This window comes from Haemophilus haemolyticus, assembly GCF_001679045.1.
Taxonomy (GTDB): domain Bacteria; phylum Pseudomonadota; class Gammaproteobacteria; order Enterobacterales; family Pasteurellaceae; genus Haemophilus; species Haemophilus haemolyticus.
In genome coordinates this window covers 350474-366547 of record NZ_LYCK01000001.1, presented here as the reverse complement: position 1 = coordinate 366547, position 16074 = coordinate 350474, and the positions used below count along the sequence as shown (strand labels likewise).

General features: G+C 38.2%; 18 protein-coding genes. 5 read left to right on the top strand and 13 right to left on the bottom strand.

What is annotated here, in order from left to right; genetic code table 11:
* The first annotated feature begins 1 nt into the window (after window position 1).
* From fdxH to fdhE, 3 genes are all read left to right on the top strand, one after another.
* Entirely contained in the window at window positions 2-934 is a 933-nt protein-coding gene (gene fdxH, locus A8M50_RS01890) for a formate dehydrogenase subunit beta (protein ID WP_005635030.1), read from the top strand.
* Window positions 927-1643, top strand: a complete 717-nt coding sequence (locus A8M50_RS01885; RefSeq protein ID WP_005628717.1) for a formate dehydrogenase subunit gamma — start codon at window positions 927-929, stop codon at window positions 1641-1643. The genes fdxH and A8M50_RS01885 overlap by 8 nt, the downstream gene beginning before the upstream one ends.
* 73 nt (window positions 1644-1716) lie before the next feature.
* On the top strand, window positions 1717-2625 hold the full coding sequence (gene fdhE, locus A8M50_RS01880) for a formate dehydrogenase accessory protein FdhE (protein ID WP_005646366.1): 909 nt from the start codon (window positions 1717-1719) through the stop codon (window positions 2623-2625).
* 45 nt (window positions 2626-2670) lie between these two features.
* Here fdhE and rimI read toward each other — a convergent pair whose 3' ends face one another.
* The 3 genes from rimI to A8M50_RS01865 are packed head-to-tail and all read right to left on the bottom strand — an operon-like array spanning window position 2671 to window position 4107.
* The gene (rimI, locus tag A8M50_RS01875) at window positions 2671-3111 is read right to left on the bottom strand and encodes a ribosomal protein S18-alanine N-acetyltransferase (protein ID WP_005646318.1); all 441 of its coding nucleotides are present in this window, start codon (window positions 3109-3111) and stop codon (window positions 2671-2673) included.
* Between the two features lie 2 nt (window positions 3112-3113).
* Window positions 3114-3518: a DNA polymerase III subunit psi gene (gene holD, locus A8M50_RS01870; protein ID WP_005646393.1), complete on the bottom strand. Its 405-nt coding sequence runs from the start codon at window positions 3516-3518 to the stop codon at window positions 3114-3116.
* 1 nt (window position 3519) lies between these two features.
* Window positions 3520-4107, bottom strand: coding sequence for a YdgH/BhsA/McbA family protein (locus A8M50_RS01865; RefSeq protein ID WP_005646295.1), 588 nt, complete (start codon window positions 4105-4107; stop codon window positions 3520-3522).
* A gap of 94 nt (window positions 4108-4201) precedes the next feature.
* Between A8M50_RS01865 and rsmC the strand changes: the two genes are divergently transcribed.
* Window positions 4202-5194, top strand: coding sequence for a 16S rRNA (guanine(1207)-N(2))-methyltransferase RsmC (rsmC, locus tag A8M50_RS01860; protein WP_005646329.1), 993 nt, complete (start codon window positions 4202-4204; stop codon window positions 5192-5194).
* Between the two features lie 67 nt (window positions 5195-5261).
* On the opposite strand, the gene era is transcribed toward rsmC, so the two are convergent.
* The 5 genes from era to grcA all read right to left on the bottom strand — a co-directional run bounded on the left by era (window position 5262) and on the right by grcA (window position 10257).
* Window positions 5262-6170 carry a GTPase Era gene (era, locus tag A8M50_RS01855; protein ID WP_005646435.1) on the bottom strand — a complete coding sequence of 303 codons (909 nt, stop codon included), beginning with the start codon at window positions 6168-6170 and terminating at the stop codon, window positions 5262-5264.
* The gene (gene rnc / locus A8M50_RS01850; protein WP_005646354.1) at window positions 6167-6850 is read right to left on the bottom strand and encodes a ribonuclease III; all 684 of its coding nucleotides are present in this window, start codon (window positions 6848-6850) and stop codon (window positions 6167-6169) included. The genes era and rnc overlap by 4 nt, the downstream gene beginning before the upstream one ends.
* 1 nt (window position 6851) lies before the next feature.
* Window positions 6852-7901, bottom strand: a complete 1050-nt coding sequence (gene lepB, locus A8M50_RS01845) for a signal peptidase I (protein ID WP_005646283.1) — start codon at window positions 7899-7901, stop codon at window positions 6852-6854.
* An 8-nt stretch (window positions 7902-7909) separates the two neighbouring features.
* Window positions 7910-9706, bottom strand: a complete 1797-nt coding sequence (lepA, locus tag A8M50_RS01840; RefSeq protein ID WP_005646332.1) for a translation elongation factor 4 — start codon at window positions 9704-9706, stop codon at window positions 7910-7912.
* Between the two features lie 167 nt (window positions 9707-9873).
* On the bottom strand, window positions 9874-10257 hold the full coding sequence (gene grcA / locus A8M50_RS01835; RefSeq protein ID WP_005628746.1) for an autonomous glycyl radical cofactor GrcA: 384 nt from the start codon (window positions 10255-10257) through the stop codon (window positions 9874-9876).
* 267 nt (window positions 10258-10524) lie between these two features.
* Here grcA and ung point away from each other — a divergent pair, with 267 nt between their 5' ends.
* Window positions 10525-11184 carry a uracil-DNA glycosylase gene (gene ung, locus A8M50_RS01830; RefSeq protein WP_005630296.1) on the top strand — a complete coding sequence of 220 codons (660 nt, stop codon included), beginning with the start codon at window positions 10525-10527 and terminating at the stop codon, window positions 11182-11184.
* Window positions 11185-11254: 70 nt separating this feature from the next.
* Here the strand turns inward: ung and miaB are convergent, their stop codons facing one another.
* The 5 genes from miaB to A8M50_RS01805 all read right to left on the bottom strand — a co-directional run bounded on the left by miaB (window position 11255) and on the right by A8M50_RS01805 (window position 16067).
* A complete protein-coding gene (gene miaB / locus A8M50_RS01825; RefSeq protein ID WP_005630294.1) occupies window positions 11255-12679 on the bottom strand; it encodes a tRNA (N6-isopentenyl adenosine(37)-C2)-methylthiotransferase MiaB in 1425 nt (474 codons plus the stop codon).
* 170 nt (window positions 12680-12849) lie between these two features.
* The gene (lipA, locus tag A8M50_RS01820; protein WP_005646364.1) at window positions 12850-13812 is read right to left on the bottom strand and encodes a lipoyl synthase; all 963 of its coding nucleotides are present in this window, start codon (window positions 13810-13812) and stop codon (window positions 12850-12852) included.
* Between the two features lie 51 nt (window positions 13813-13863).
* A complete protein-coding gene (gene lipB / locus A8M50_RS01815; protein ID WP_005646309.1) occupies window positions 13864-14502 on the bottom strand; it encodes a lipoyl(octanoyl) transferase LipB in 639 nt (212 codons plus the stop codon).
* Between the two features lies 1 nt (window position 14503).
* A complete protein-coding gene (gene ybeD / locus A8M50_RS01810; protein WP_005646399.1) occupies window positions 14504-14782 on the bottom strand; it encodes a DUF493 family protein YbeD in 279 nt (92 codons plus the stop codon).
* Window positions 14783-14885: 103 nt separating this feature from the next.
* Complete coding sequence (locus tag A8M50_RS01805; RefSeq protein WP_005646280.1) at window positions 14886-16067, bottom strand: D-alanyl-D-alanine carboxypeptidase family protein; 1182 nt, start codon at window positions 16065-16067, stop codon at window positions 14886-14888.
* Window positions 16068-16074: the final 7 nt, after the last annotated feature.

Genomic DNA, 16074 nt, shown 5'->3' with positions numbered 1-16074 from the left:
TATGCGAGCAATGGATGTACAATCTCAAGATATTATTAAAATCTCCGCAACTTCAGGTTTAACGCCAGCACCACAAGCGCGTGATCATAAAGTTGAAGTGGCAAAATTAATCGATGTCAGTACATGTATCGGTTGTAAAGCTTGCCAAGTTGGCTGCTCAGAGTGGAATGACATCCGCTCTGATGTAAATGCGCAGTGTCATGGTATTTACGATAACCCTGTAGATCTAAATGCTAAAGCATGGACTGTGATGCGTTTTAACGAAGTAGAGGAAAACGATCGTTTAGAATGGCTAATCCGTAAAGATGGATGTATGCACTGTGCTGAGCCAGGCTGTTTAAAAGCTTGTCCATCACCAGGAGCTATCATTCAATACAAAAACGGTATCGTGGACTTCCAATCTGATAAATGTATCGGATGTGGTTATTGTATTGCTGGCTGTCCGTTCAACATTCCACGTATGAATCCAGATGACAACCGTGTGTACAAATGTACCCTTTGTGTGGACCGTGTTTCTGTAGGTCAAGAGCCTGCATGTGTGAAAACTTGTCCAACTGGTGCTATTCGTTTTGGTTCTAAAGAAGAAATGAAGCTCTACGCAGAAAAACGCATAGCTGATTTAAAATCTCGTGGTTATGAAAATGCAGGACTTTACGATCCTCCAGGCGTAGGCGGAACACACGTAATGTATGTGTTACATCACGCTGATAAACCAGAGCTTTACAATGGTCTTCCAAAAGATCCACAAATTGATTTAAGTGTGACCTTATGGAAAGATGTATTGAAACCAGTAGCGGCAGTTGCAATGGGTGGCTTGGCATTAGCTGAAATCGCTCACTACTTAACTGTGGGTCCTAATATTGAAGAAGATGTGGAAGATCATCACCACGAATTTGAAGAAGAAAAACCATCTAAGGGGGAAAACAATGAGTAAAATTGAGATCAACAACGATACTCGAATCGTCCGCCATAGAACACCAGCGCGTATCAGTCACTGGATGTTGGTAATCTGTTTCTTTATGACAATGTTCACTGGTGTTGCGTTTTTCTTCCCTGATTTCGCATGGTTAACAGAAATTTTAGGTACACCACAAATTGCGCGTGCAATTCACCCATTTACTGGGATTTTAATGTTCTTTGCCTTCATCTACTTGGCATTATTGTACTGGGATCACAATATTCCAGAGAAAAACGATATTCGCTGGGCAAAAGGTGTCGTTGAAGTTCTTAAAGGGAATGAACACGCGGTTGCTGATAATGGCAAATATAACCTTGGTCAAAAAATGCTCTTCTGGACATTAAATTTGGCGATGGTAACGTTATTAGTCACTGGCATCATTATGTGGCGTCAATATTTTTCGCACTACTTCTCAATCCCAGTATTGCGTTTTTCGATTCTGCTCCATTCTTTGAGTGCATTTATGTTATTCACTGGTATCTTAGTGCATATGTATATGGCATTCTGGATTAAAGGTTCGATTCGAGGAATCATTGAAGGTTGGGTAACCGTTCGTTGGGCGAAAAAACACCACCCGAAATGGTATCGCGAAGAAATTTTACCTGAGCTTGAAAAAGATTTACTCAACGAGCAATCAGGTAAAAAAGGCAAAACCAAAGTATTATTTAAAGGATTTGGCAAATAAGCTGAAATCTTGAAAAAGAAAAAAGTGCGGTTAAAATTGACCGCACTTTTTATTATGAAAGTGAGAAAAGAACATGAGTATCAAAATCTTATCAGAATCAGAAATCAAACAAGCAGCGAATTCTTTCCAAACACCTGCTGTATTATTTGCCAATCCTAAAAATCTTTATCAACGCAGAGCAAAACGTTTAAGAGACTTAGCACAAAACCACCCACTATCAGATTATTTATTATTTGCTGCAGACATAGTTGAAAGCCAACTTTCCACGTTAGAAAAAAATCCTTTACCGCTACAACAATTTGAACAGCTAAATGATATCGAGCCACTAAATGCAAAAACCTTTAAAAGAAACAGCATCTGGCATGAATACTTAACTGAAATTCTTGATGAGATTAAACCAAAGGCTAATGAACAAGTCGCCGCGACAGTTGAATTTCTTGAAAAAGCATCCTCTGCCGAATTAGAAGAAATGGCAAATAAACTCTTAGCACAAGAATTTAATTTAGTCAGCAGTGATAAAGCCGTCTTTATCTGGGCCGCACTTTCACTTTATTGGTTACAAGCAGCTCAACAAATTCCTCATAATAGCCGAGTTGAAAACGCTGAAAATTTACATCACTGCCCTGTTTGTGGCTCATTGCCTGTTGCAAGTATTGTACAAATTGGTACATCACAAGGTTTACGCTACTTACATTGTAATTTATGTGAAAGTGAATGGAATTTAGTACGCGCACAATGCACCAACTGTAATAGCCACGACAAACTTGAAATGTGGTCATTAGATGAAGAACTTGCACTTGTTCGTGCTGAAACCTGTGGTAGCTGTGAAAGTTACTTGAAAATTATGTTCCAAGAAAAAGATCCTCATGTAGAGCCAGTAGCCGATGATTTGGCTTCTATTTTCTTAGACATTGAAATGGAAGAAAAAGGTTTCGCACGCAGCGGATTAAATCCATTTGTTTTTCCAGCAGAAGAAGCATAAAAAAATATAGCCTAGGATAAACATCCTAGGCTATATCATTTGTATCTATAAATAATAGGCCATTACTACGGCATTTTCTCGTCCGCCACTAGGTTTCGGATAATAATTTTTTCGAATATCAACTTCATTAAAACCAATTTTTTCATACAAGAAACGAGCTGGGTTAGACTCTCTGACTTCTAGCCATAAGGTCTGAACACCTTTTTCTTTCAATCGAGCGATTAACTCATTCAACAATAATTTCCCAAATCCATTACCTTGATGAGAGGGTACAATAGCAATATTAAACAAAGTCGCTTCATCCAATACTGTTTGGCAAATAGCGAAACCAATAATCTGATTATTCTCTATTAATTTTAAATTGAGATAACGCTCACCTTGATTGTTTTTTAACGTACCAAATGACCAAGGCACAAGATGTGCTTGCTGCTCGATTTCATACAATCGGTCGAAATCACTGGCTTCAATTTGAGAAATAATAGACATAATTAAGGCTGCTGAATTTGTTGCCACAACTCGCGTTTGGCTTGGTGATTAGATTGAAATTGTTGCCAACTTGGCGAGCGATAAACACGCTCAGCCTGCATACAAAATGATAAAGTACGGTCAATTTTGTCGTTATTTTCTGATAGTAACCAGTAACGAATAGGCTGCTTACATTCAATATGCTGGATTTGATCGTAATTCAAACATAAGCAATCTTCTTTTTTAAGATCAAGGCTGAGTAGCACATCAGCCAACAAAGGCGAGCCACTTATATTTTCATCAGAAACAGTGATAAAGCGGATATTCTCAGCAACACTAATTCCTACCGAACCTTGTAGCACCTCTGGGCGATATAACGTCCACTGGGAAATGCCCATTTCTTGTAAAAGAAGATCGCGTCTATTCATATTAACGAGCAATACTATCAAATGGATAATCGACTAATGCCTTAATAATCACACGTTCTTCAGCCTGAGTAGGTTCCACTTGATATGAGGTATAACTACGATAAGCAATAATATTTTTATCTTTATGCACTAAAGCAACATAACGTTTAAATTTATCACTGGCACAAGCATAATAATCATGAATATCTGACTTCACAGCCTGTAACTGGCAGGTCTCTTTATTTTTTGCAAAATAACGTTCCGTAATAGCTTTCTCATGAGAAACATCAGTTAAATAGAATGTATCACTTAGCACAGCTTTACGAGCCTCACTGTTTTTACTTAATGCCAAACTCACAAAACGAGGATCGTCACCTTTTACCGCTTGTGTTTGTTTCACATATTTCTCGCCATTGAATTCAATTTCGATACCTTTAGCTGAAATACGCTGAAACTGTGCATCTAACTTTTGTAATACTTCGGTTTGAGCAGGAGTTAATACCGGCTTTGATACTTTAGATGCCTTTTGAGGCGTACCTTGAACAAGGTCGAGAACTTGACATCCAGATAGTAATGTTGCCATTAAGGCTGCAGAGAGAATTTTTTTCATAAAGGATTTTCCTAAAATAGTTTTAATCAATTTTTATTAATAATTTTGCTAAAATAGCGAGTAATTTTAACTAATAACCCATAGGATTCAAAGCGTGATTTCTCTAGAAAGCCAAGTTTTAGAACGACATCTTTCATTTTTTGATGGAAAATCGGTATTATTTGCTGGCGGTATTTCTGATAATTTTCCTCAAACATTAGCCTCAAAATACCCATCAATCCAAATTTGGAGCTGCTATTTTGACTATGCAAGAACACAAAGTGCGGTCAATTTTTCCGTTGAATTTCAAGGCCAAACTGATTTAATCGTTTATTATTGGACTAAAAACAAACAAGAAGTCAATTTCCAACTGCTTCAACTATTAGCTAAGGCTCCTATTGGCCAAGAAATATTAATTATTGGAGAAAATCGTTGTGGTGTACGTTCAGTAGAAAAAACATTAGAACCCTATGGTGAAATAGCGAAAATTGACTCTGCTCGTCGTTGCGGTTTATATCATTTTTCACTACAAAACAAACCGCACTTTGAACTTAAAAATTTCTGGAAAACCTATCAACATCCTACGCTAGAAGACTTAACTATATATAGTTTACCTGGGGTATTTAGTGCTGCGGAATTAGATACGGGCACAGAACTGTTACTTTCAACCATTGATAATAAAATAAAAGGAAAAGTGCTCGATCTTGGCTGTGGAGCAGGAGTAATTGGCTCTATGATAAAAAAAAGCTCTCCTAATGCACAAATTACCATGACTGATATTCACGCAATGGCATTAGAATCAGCACGTAAAACACTTTCGGAAAATCAATTACAAGGCGAGGTTTACGCCAGTGATGTCTTTTCTGATATAGAAGGAAAATTTGATTTGATCATTTCTAATCCTCCATTCCATAATGGCATTGATACCGCCTATCGAGCAGTGACAGAACTCATCACTCAAGCAAAATGGCACCTCAATCAAGGTGGAGAATTACGTATTGTCGCCAATGCATTTTTGCCTTATCCCGAATTACTTAGACAACATTTCGGTGATTACGAAGTGCTTGCTCAAACAGGAAAATTTAAAGTGTATTCAGTGAAAAATTAGAAACAAAAAAATCCCCATCGCAATAATGGGGATTTTTCTATTTATTACTTATGGATTTCACCGCACTTTATTCATCCATATATCCTAAACTACGCAGTGCACGTTCATCGTCAGCCCAACCAGATTTGACCTTTACCCAAAGTTCGAGGTGAACTTTGTTATCAAATAAACGTTCCATGTCAGCACGCGCTTCCATACCAATGGTTTTAATTTTTTGACCGCCCGCACCAATTACCATTTTTTTCTGGCCTTCACGTTCAACGAGAATTAAGCCATTTATTTCATAAGTGCCACGTTCATTCACTTTAAATTGTTCAATTTCAACAGTAACAGAATAAGGCAATTCTTCACCCGTAAAACGCATTAATTTTTCACGGATTATTTCCGAGGCCATAAAACGTTGCGAACGGTCTGTGACATAATCTTCTGGAAAATGATGCACGCCTTCGCGTAAAGATTGACGTACAATTTTCTCTAATTCATGAACATTATTACCACGCTGTGCAGAAATTGGCACAATGTGAGCAAAGTTAAATTTACTGCTAAGATCTGTAATAAACGGCAACAAATCATCTTTATTTTTGATGTTATCTACTTTGTTGATAGCAAGCACAACTGGTTCTTTTGCATTGCGTAATTTGTTTAGCACCATCTCATCATCTGCATTCCAGTATGTACCATCTACTACAAAAATAATTAAATCAACATCGCCGATAGCACTACTTGCTGCGCGGTTCATTAAACGGTTAATAGCACGTTTCTCTTCAATATGAAGTCCTGGAGTATCCACATAGATTTCTTGATACGCCCCTTCAGTTTTAATTCCCACAATGCGGTGACGCGTGGTTTGTGCTTTACGTGATGTAATTGAAATTTTTTGTCCTAAAATTTTATTTAAGAGCGTTGATTTACCCACATTTGGGCGACCTACGATAGCAATAAAGCCGCAATAGGTTTTGTCGAATTGTTCGGTCATTTGATGTCCAGTACTTTTAAAATTTGTTCCGCTGCCGCTTGTTCAGCTTTACGACGGCTAGATCCTTTTGCCACAAAAGTGCGGTCAATTTTATCCGCACTTTTCACTTTGCATTCAACCGTGAAAATTTGGCAATGGGCTTCCCCTTGAATATTGACCACTTCATAAGTTGGCAATGGCAGATGTTTACCTTGTAAATATTCTTGTAAACGAGTTTTCGCATCTTTTTGGTTATCACCCGGTTTGATTTCAGCCAATAATTGTTGATACCAATTTCTAATCACTTGGATCGTCACGGTCAATCCTTGATCCAAAGACATTGCGCCAATAATCGCTTCTACACAATCGGCAAGAATAGATTCGCGGCGAAAACCACCGCTCTTTAGCTCACCAGAACCAAGAGACATATAATCGCCCAATTCAAATTGACGCGCTAAAATCGCTAAAGTGGGTTCTCTCACCAAAGTAGCACGCATACGGCTCAGTTCACCTTCATTACAACGTGGAAACTGATGATAAAGCGCCTCAGCGATAGTAAAATTAAGAATAGAATCGCCTAGAAATTCTAGGCGTTCATTATGTTGAGTCGCCGCACTTCGATGCGTAAGTGCCTGCTTTAAGAGCGCAATATCATTAAAACGATAGCCGATTTTGCGCTCAAGTCGATCTAAATGATTCATCTTATTTTATTGCTGTAAAGAAACGATCAAAACGGAAACCTGTTGGCCATTCATTCGCTTCTTTTTCTAAGCTCATCCAAATATAAGTAGCTTTACCCACAATATTTTTTTCAGGCACAAAGCCCCAGAAACGGCTATCATCGCTGTGATCGCGATGATCACCCATCACAAAATACTGTCCTTCTGGCACAAGCCATTCTGCAGTTTGCATACCTTCTTGTGGGAAAAACTCAGGACCTGAATAACGACGATACTCACTAATTAACACATTGTGTGTCACATCACCTTTTTCAGTCAATTCTAATTCATTAGGAAAAGCAGGATTTGTTGGATTTTGTGTATATTCAAACGCCTTGGTTTCGCAATCAACTTCACAAGGTTTGCCTTCTTTACCATATACCACTTTTAGCGTTTTTTGTTCCGCATCAAAAATGACGCGATCTCCGCCCTTTCCAATAATACGCTTAATATAATCGACACCAGACATATTATCTTTTGAGCTTAACGCTAAATTTTCTGCAAAGGCTGCTCGAGTTGCACCAAGACCAGTACGAATCAAAGCTTGTTGTGGTGCTTTAAACACAATTACATCACCTCGTTGTGGTTTTTCACCAGCAATAATGGTGTTTTGGAAAATCGGATCTTTCACGCCATAAGCATATTTGTTCACTACCAAAAAGTCACCAACTCGTAAGGTTGATTCCATTGAACCTGATGGAATTTGAAATGGTTCAAATAAAAAAGAGCGTACTAAGAATACGACAGAAAGCACCGGAAAAAGAGATGATAAAAACTCGGAGGCTTCGGAAATCGGTTCAATTTTTGCTTTTTCTTCGTCAGTTAATACTTGGCCTGAACGCTGTTCAGCACGTGCAATTTTACGATTACGTTTTGGCGTTACCACAAAATAATGGTAACACCATAATACGCCTGAAAGTGCGGTCAAAATTAGCAATACAATACTGAATGTGTTTGGTAATTGAAAATAATCTAAAACTTTCCAAACACCAAAACCAACCGCCAGTAAAATCACAAAAAATAAATTTGACATAATTTCCCTTATTTATCTTTTCCTACATGTAAAATTGCTAAAAACGCTTCTTGTGGCACTTCTACGTTACCCAAAGACTTCATACGTTTTTTACCTTCTTTCTGTTTCTGTAAGAGTTTTTTCTTACGGCTCACGTCACCACCATAACATTTTGCTAATACGTTTTTACGTAATTGTTTCACCGTAGAACGAGCAATAATATGGTTTCCAATCGCTGCTTGAATAGCAATATCAAATTGCTGACGAGGAATTAACTCACGCATTTTTTCAACCAATTCACGGCCACGATATTGTGAATTATCTTTATGAACGATTAAAGCCAAAGCATCTACTCGTTCGCTGTTAATCATAATATCCACGCGAACCATATCTGCAGCTTGGAAACGTTTGAAACCGTAATCTAACGAAGCATAACCACGCGATGTTGATTTTAAACGGTCAAAGAAGTCTAGAACAACTTCGCCCATTGGAATCTCATAAGTCAGCGCAATTTGATTACCATGATATACCATATTGGTTTGTACGCCACGTTTTTCCACACAAAGTGTAATGACGTTACCTAAATATTCTTGCGGCACTAACATATTGCATTCAGCAATCGGTTCACGGATTTCAGCAATATTATTAAGCGGAGGCAATTTCGATGGGCTATCGACGTAAACAACATCACCATTCGTTAATTGCACTTCGTAAATAACCGTTGGCGCAGTAGTGATAAGATCTAAATCATACTCACGCTCTAGACGCTCTTGAATGATTTCCATGTGTAAAAGGCCAAGGAAACCACAGCGGAAACCAAAGCCAAGTGCGGTTGAAGTTTCCGGCTCATAGAAAAGTGAAGCATCATTTAAGCTCAACTTACTCAGTGCATCACGAAATGCTTCATAATCATCTGAGCTAACCGGGAAAAGGCCTGCATAAACTTGCGGTTTTACTTTTTTAAAGCCTGGTAAAACCTCAGTTGCTGGATTATGTTGAAGCGTTAAAGTATCCCCAACTGGCGCACCTAAAATATCTTTAATCGCACAAACTACCCAACCAACTTCGCCACATTCTAAAATAGTAGTGTCTTCTTGTTTTGGCGTGAAAATCCCTAAACGATCTACATTGTAAGCTTGTCCGGTAGACATCACTTTAATTTTATCGCCTTTACGTAATATCCCGTTTTTAATACGCACTAAAGACACCACGCCCAAATAATTATCGAACCAAGAATCAATAATCAATGCTTGTAATGGCGCATTAGGATCACCTTCTGGTGCAGGAATTTTCGCAACGATTTCTTCTAATACATCTTCGATACCTACACCCGTTTTAGCAGAGCATCGAACCGCTTCCATCGCATCAATTCCCACGATATCTTCAATTTCTTCAGCTACCCGTTCAGGATCAGCAGCTGGTAAGTCGATTTTATTTAAAATCGGTACTACTTCTAAATCCATTTCAATTGCGGTATAACAGTTTGCCAGAGTTTGGGCTTCTACCCCTTGGCCAGCATCGACCACCAACAACGCCCCTTCACAAGCAGCAAGAGAGCGAGACACCTCATAGGAAAAGTCCACGTGTCCCGGTGTATCGATAAAGTTTAATTGATAAGTTTCGCCATCTTTGGCTTTATAATTTAAAGTAACACTTTGTGCTTTGATGGTAATTCCACGCTCACGCTCAAGATCCATTGAATCTAGCACTTGAGCTTCCATTTCACGATCCGAAAGGCCACCACAAGTTTGAATCAAACGGTCAGAAAGCGTCGATTTACCGTGGTCAATATGGGCAATAATAGAAAAGTTGCGAATATTCTTCATAAAAGATAGTTTTTCTCAAAAATCATTAAATTTAACTAGCGGATTGTACCTGAAAAGCGTGGAAATCGCTAGGGATGAAAGGGAAAAGTGCGGTCAAATTTTTTAACCTTTTAGATAAAACAAAACCCCGAATTACTTCGGGGTTTCTTTTTTCATTCAAACTGAAATTATAGGCTTTCAGTGAAAGTACGAGTGATAACGTCGCGTTGTTGTTCTGGCGTTAAAGAGTTGAAGCGTACTGCGTAACCAGAAACACGGATAGTTAATTGTGGATATTTATCTGGGTTATTTACCGCATCTTCTAAAGTTTCACGACGTAATACGTTTACGTTTAAGTGTTGGCCACCTTCAACTTTAACAGTTGGCGCTACGTTTACTGGTAATTCACGGTATTCGATTTGACCTAATTCGCTAACAGCAACAACTTGGTCTTCAGCAAATTCGCCTTTTGCACATAAGCAACGCGCTTCATTTTTTTCGCTGTCTAATAACCAGAATGAATTAAGCAAATTGTCATTTGCCGCTTGAGTAATTTGAATACCTTTAATCATAATAGCCTCCTAATTGGCATTGGAATAATCATAAAAACTGTACAAATTTTATCAAATAATTTGAAGATTTCAAATTATTTTGGATTTTTTTGATAAAGAACAGATTATCTTTTTAAGACAATTTTACAAATTTGATCTAAATTAAACTTTACTTATTTAAATCACGATTCGCCCAAAATAATTTAACATGAATTTAACCTTTAAACTTTTTATTGCCTTAATCTTTTTGTTTATAATAAGAGCAAATTTATTAATGGGATCAAAATAATGAAAACCTGGACAGATGTTATCGGAAAAGAAAAAGAACAACCTTACTTTCAACACGCACTACAACAGGTTCATCTTGCAAGAGCAAGCGGGAAAACGATTTATCCCCCACAAGAAGATGTATTTAACGCATTCAAATATACCGCTTTTGAAGATGTAAAAGTGGTGATTTTAGGTCAGGATCCTTATCATGGACCAAACCAAGCTCATGGATTGGCTTTTTCAGTAAAACCCGAGGTTGCCATCCCCCCTTCCCTATTAAATATGTATAAAGAACTCACACAAGATATTTCGGGATTCCAAATGCCATCACATGGTTATTTAGTCAAATGGGCAGAACAAGGGGTATTGCTGCTCAACACAGTACTTACTGTAGAACGAGGGATGGCACATTCACATGCTAATTTCGGCTGGGAAACGTTTACTGATCGTGTTATTGCAGCGCTTAATGAACATCGTGAAAAACTCGTGTTTTTACTTTGGGGCAGTCACGCACAAAAAAAAGGGCAAATTATTGACCGCACTCGTCATCTTGTTTTAACGGCTCCACATCCTTCCCCACTTTCAGCTCATCGAGGTTTCTTTGGCTGTCATCATTTTTCCAAAACAAATTCATATTTGGAAAGCCACGGAATAAAACCGATAGATTGGCAAATCTAAACCATATATCCCTAAAAAAATAACCGCACTTTAATTTCTCAAAGTGCGGTTAAATATTTCAAGATTTCAATTAACCGTGGTAACGCCCTACACCTAATTCATCTTCTTTACGTGTGCGATTCATCACTTCTTGTGGAGACTGCGCAATACGTAATCCCATTTCATCTTCTGTACGCACCACTTCACCGCGTAGAGAATTGGTATAAACATCAGTGATTTTCACATCCACAAATTTACCTATCATTTCTGGAGAACCTTGGAAATTGACAATACGATTCGTTTCAGTACGTCCCGTTAATTCCATAATGTCTTTCTTCGATGGCCCTTCAACTAACACGCGTTGTTCTGTGCCAAGCATGCGACGGCTAAACTGTGCAGCTTGTTGATTAATACGCTCTTGTAACACATAAAGACGCTGTTTCTTTTCATCTTCTGTTACATCATCTGGCATATCTGCAGCTGGTGTACCTGGTCGGGCTGAGTACACAAAACTGAAGCTCATATCAAAGTTCACTTGTGCAATCAAATTCATAGTTTGCTCAAAATCTTCTGCAGTTTCACCAGGGAAACCAACAATAAAGTCAGAGCTGATTTGAATATCAGGACGCACAGCACGAAGTTTACGAATAATAGATTTATATTCTAATGCTGTATGACCACGTTTCATCATCGTTAATACACGGTCAGAACCCGCTTGGACTGGAAGATGTAAAAAACTCACCAATTCAGGCGTATCACGATATACGTCAATAATATCATCCGTAAATTCTATTGGATGACTGGTTGTAAAACGTAAACGGTCAATACCATCGATAGACGCCACAAGACGAAGCAACTCAGCAAAGCTACAAATTTGACCATCATGTGTCGGCCCACGATAAGCATTTACATTTTGGCCAAGTAGGTTGACCTCACGCACACCTTGATCCGCAAGCTGGGCAATTTCAAATAGCACGTCATCCACAGGACGGCTGACTTCTTCACCGCGTGTATAAGGTACAACACAGAAAGTACAGTATTTATTACAGCCTTCCATAATCGAAACAAATGCCGTTGGACCTTCTGCACGAGGTTCAGGTAAGCGGTCAAATTTCTCAATTTCAGGGAAACTTACATCTACAACAGAACTCTTACCACCACGAATTTGGTTAATCATTTCAGGCAGACGGTGCAAAGTTTGCGGACCAAAAATAATATCTACATAAGGCGCACGATGACGAATATGTTCCCCTTCTTGAGAAGCTACACAGCCGCCCACACCAATCACTAAATTTGGATTATTTTTCTTTAATTCTTTCCAACGACCAAGTTGGTGGAACACTTTTTCTTGTGCTTTTTCACGAATAGAACAGGTATTCAATAATAATACGTCTGCTTCTTCAGGAATTTCAGTAAGTTCTAATCCATGAGTACTTAATAAAAGATCGGCCATTTTAGATGAATCATATTCATTCATCTGGCAGCCCCAAGTTTTAATATGTAATTTTTGAGTCATTTTCTACAATATCGTCAGGTGTTATAAATAATTAGTCGAATAAAGCGGTCGGCTATTTTACAGGCTTGCAATAATTCTGGCTAGTAAATATTCGGTGAAAAAAAACATCAAAAATAAACCGCACTTTCGTGACAAGCAAAAAGTGCGGCTTAATTCAGAGCAGTTTTAAATTATTTCACTAATCCGCCACTAGCTTGTAAATCAGCGTGATAAGAAGAGCGAACAAATGGTCCACAAGCCGCATGTTCAAAGCCCATTTCATTGGCTTTCTCACGGAATTCATCAAATTCGCTTGGCGGAACATAACGCGCAACAGGTAAATGATGGCGGCTAGGTTGAAGATATTGCCCCAACGTGAGCATTGTCACACCATTATCACGTAAATCTTGCATGACTTGTAAAATTTCCTCGTTGGTTTCTCCTAATCCCACCATTAAACCTGATTTAGTTGGGATATTCGGGAACATTTCTTTAAATTCACGCAATAATTTCAGTGACCATTCGTAATCTGCTCCAGGACGAATCTCTTTATATAGGCGCGGCACATTTTCTAAATTATGGTTGAAAACATCTGGCGGATTATCTTTTAATTTTTCCAATGCCTGTGTAATGCGACCACGGAAATCAGGCACTAAAATTTCAATCTTAATGTTAGGATTAAGCTCGCGCACAGCTTTTACACATTCTGCAAAATGACCCGCGCCACGATCAGGCAGATCATCGCGATCCACCGATGTAATCACCACATATTTAAGTTTCATATCTTGGATAGTTTCAGCCAATTTTTGTGGCTCTTCAGGATCGGGCGGTAATGGTTTCCCATGTGCAACATCACAGAATGGGCAACGGCGCGTGCAAATTGCACCTAAAATCATAAAAGTTGCTGTTCCATGATTAAAACATTCGTGTAAATTTGGACAAGATGCTTCTTCACACACGGAATGCAAACCATGACGACGCATTCCATTTTTGATGCTTTCAATTTTAAGTGAATTTGCCGGAAGTTTAATTTTCATCCATTCAGGCTTTTTCAATAGCTCCTGGTTTGGATCAATATTTTTTACTGGAATAATCGACGTTTTTGCCGCATCGCGATATTTTACACCGCGTTCCATTTTGAAAGGCGTAGACATAAGCGTTCCTAAATAAAAATGCCCAAACAGGGCATTTTTGATCATTAAATATTACAAATTTGTTACATTATAGCCTAAAAGCTCGGCAAAGTGTTTAATTAATTTTGGTGAAACCTTATCGCAATTAGCTTCATCTTGATTAACAAAATCTGATAATTGACACATTTCAAGACCGGCATAGCCACATGGATTAATATAATGAAATGGATTCAGATCCATATTGATATTCAATGCTAACCCGTGAAAAGAGCACCCACGACGAATACGCAGTCCAAGAGAACAAATTTTTTTTCCATCCACATACACGCCTGGTGCATCAGGTTTTGGATAACTTTCAATACCATATTCAGCTAAAGTTTTTACCACCGTTTGTTCAAGTGCGGTAACTAATTGACGTACATTTAAATTCTCATGACGCTTAATATCAATGAGCACATACATCACTTGCTGACCGGGTGCATGATAGGTTATTTGCCCACCACGATCCGACTGCACTACAGGTATTTCACTACGTTGTAAAAGATGCTCAGGTTTACCTGCTTGCCCTTGGGTAAATACTGGAGGATGTTGCACCAACCAAATTTCGTCTTGCGTTTCCACGGTGCGGCTATCTGTAAAATTCTGCATTTTATGCCAAATTTCTTGATAATCTTGCAACCCTAACTGACGAACGATAAGGGAATTATTCATGCTAGATAACCATTTTTACGCCTTCAACTTTAGCAAGTTCTTTATAAAGTGTTTCTACCTGCTCAAAGTTTTCAGCAATAATGTCGATTGAAACCGAATTATAGGTACCTTTACTACTCCGTTTTTCCTTAGGAATATAATCGCCTTTAACATATTTTTGGACGACCTGAATTAGATCTTGCGCTAACCCCTCGCGATTAATTCCAGCAACTTTAAATGTCATTTTTGCTGGAAATTCCATTAATTCTTTAAGTTTTGCGTAATCGTTTTCTGTTGTCATATTATTTCCCAATAATAAAAATGATGTGTGAATGGTACACCACCCACACATTACGAATGCCTCAATTAAAAATGAAAAAAGTGCGGTAAATTTCTGGAATATTTTATGCAAATAAGCCTTTTACAGTGAGCACGAGCCAATCCCAAGCTTTTCCGAAAATACTAGCTTCGCCCACTTCATCCATCACTTGTAAGTTTACCGCTGCAATATCTTTACCTTCTAATTGATAAATGACTTTACCTACGACTTGGCCTTTTGCTAAAGGCGCTTGTAAGTTTTTACTTTCTAACTCATATCGAGCTTTAAGCTCATTTTGTTTGCCTTTCGGAACTGTGATAAAGCTATCTTGTAATGTTCCTAATTTCACACTACCTTTATTACCATAATAAACAGGTTGTTCTGAAATTTCTTTGCCTGCCTCTAAAGTTTTAAATGTTTCGAAATTAGCAAAGCCCCATTGTAAAAGTTTTTTACTTTCTACTTCACGACCTTTGTAAGTTGGAACACCCATCACTACAGAAATTAAACGCATATTGTTTGGTGTAGTCGCTGAAGCAACTAAGTTATATCCAGCTTGGCTAGTATGGCCTGTTTTCATTCCATCAACATTAATGGTTTTATCCCATAATAAACCATTACGATTAGGCTGTTTGATTTTATTAAATGTAAAATCTTTTTCGGAGTAAATTTTATATTCTTCAGGTAAATCACGAATAATATGTGCACCAATAAGCGCCATATCACGAGCAGAAGAATATTGATTAGGATCGTCTAAACCATGCGGCGTGGTGAAATTCGTGTTTTTCAAACCAAATTGTTGAACATATTTGTTCATTGTTTCTACAAAGTTCGGTACATTGCCAGAAATGTGTTCAGCTAATGCCACTGTCGCATCATTACCAGAAACAACAATCACACCACGATTCAAATCTGCTACAGATACTTGTGAATTTAAATCTAAAAACATTTTTGATGAGTCTGGGAAATTACGCCCCCAAGCACTCTCACCAATGGTTACCATATCGGTATTGTGAATTTTACCCTGTTTTAAAGCGCTCCCTACCACATAACTTGTCATCATTTTAGTTAAAGATGCAGGATATTGACGCTCGTCAGGATTAAGTGCGGCTAAAATTGCGCCTGAATTGTAATCCATCAATACATAAGTTTGAGCAGTAATTTGAGGTGGAGTTACGCCAAACTGCATATCCTCTGCAGATACCGAAAAAGCACTAAGTGCCACAAAACTTGATAAAAATGCGATTTTTGTTGTTCTTTTCAACATAGTGTGT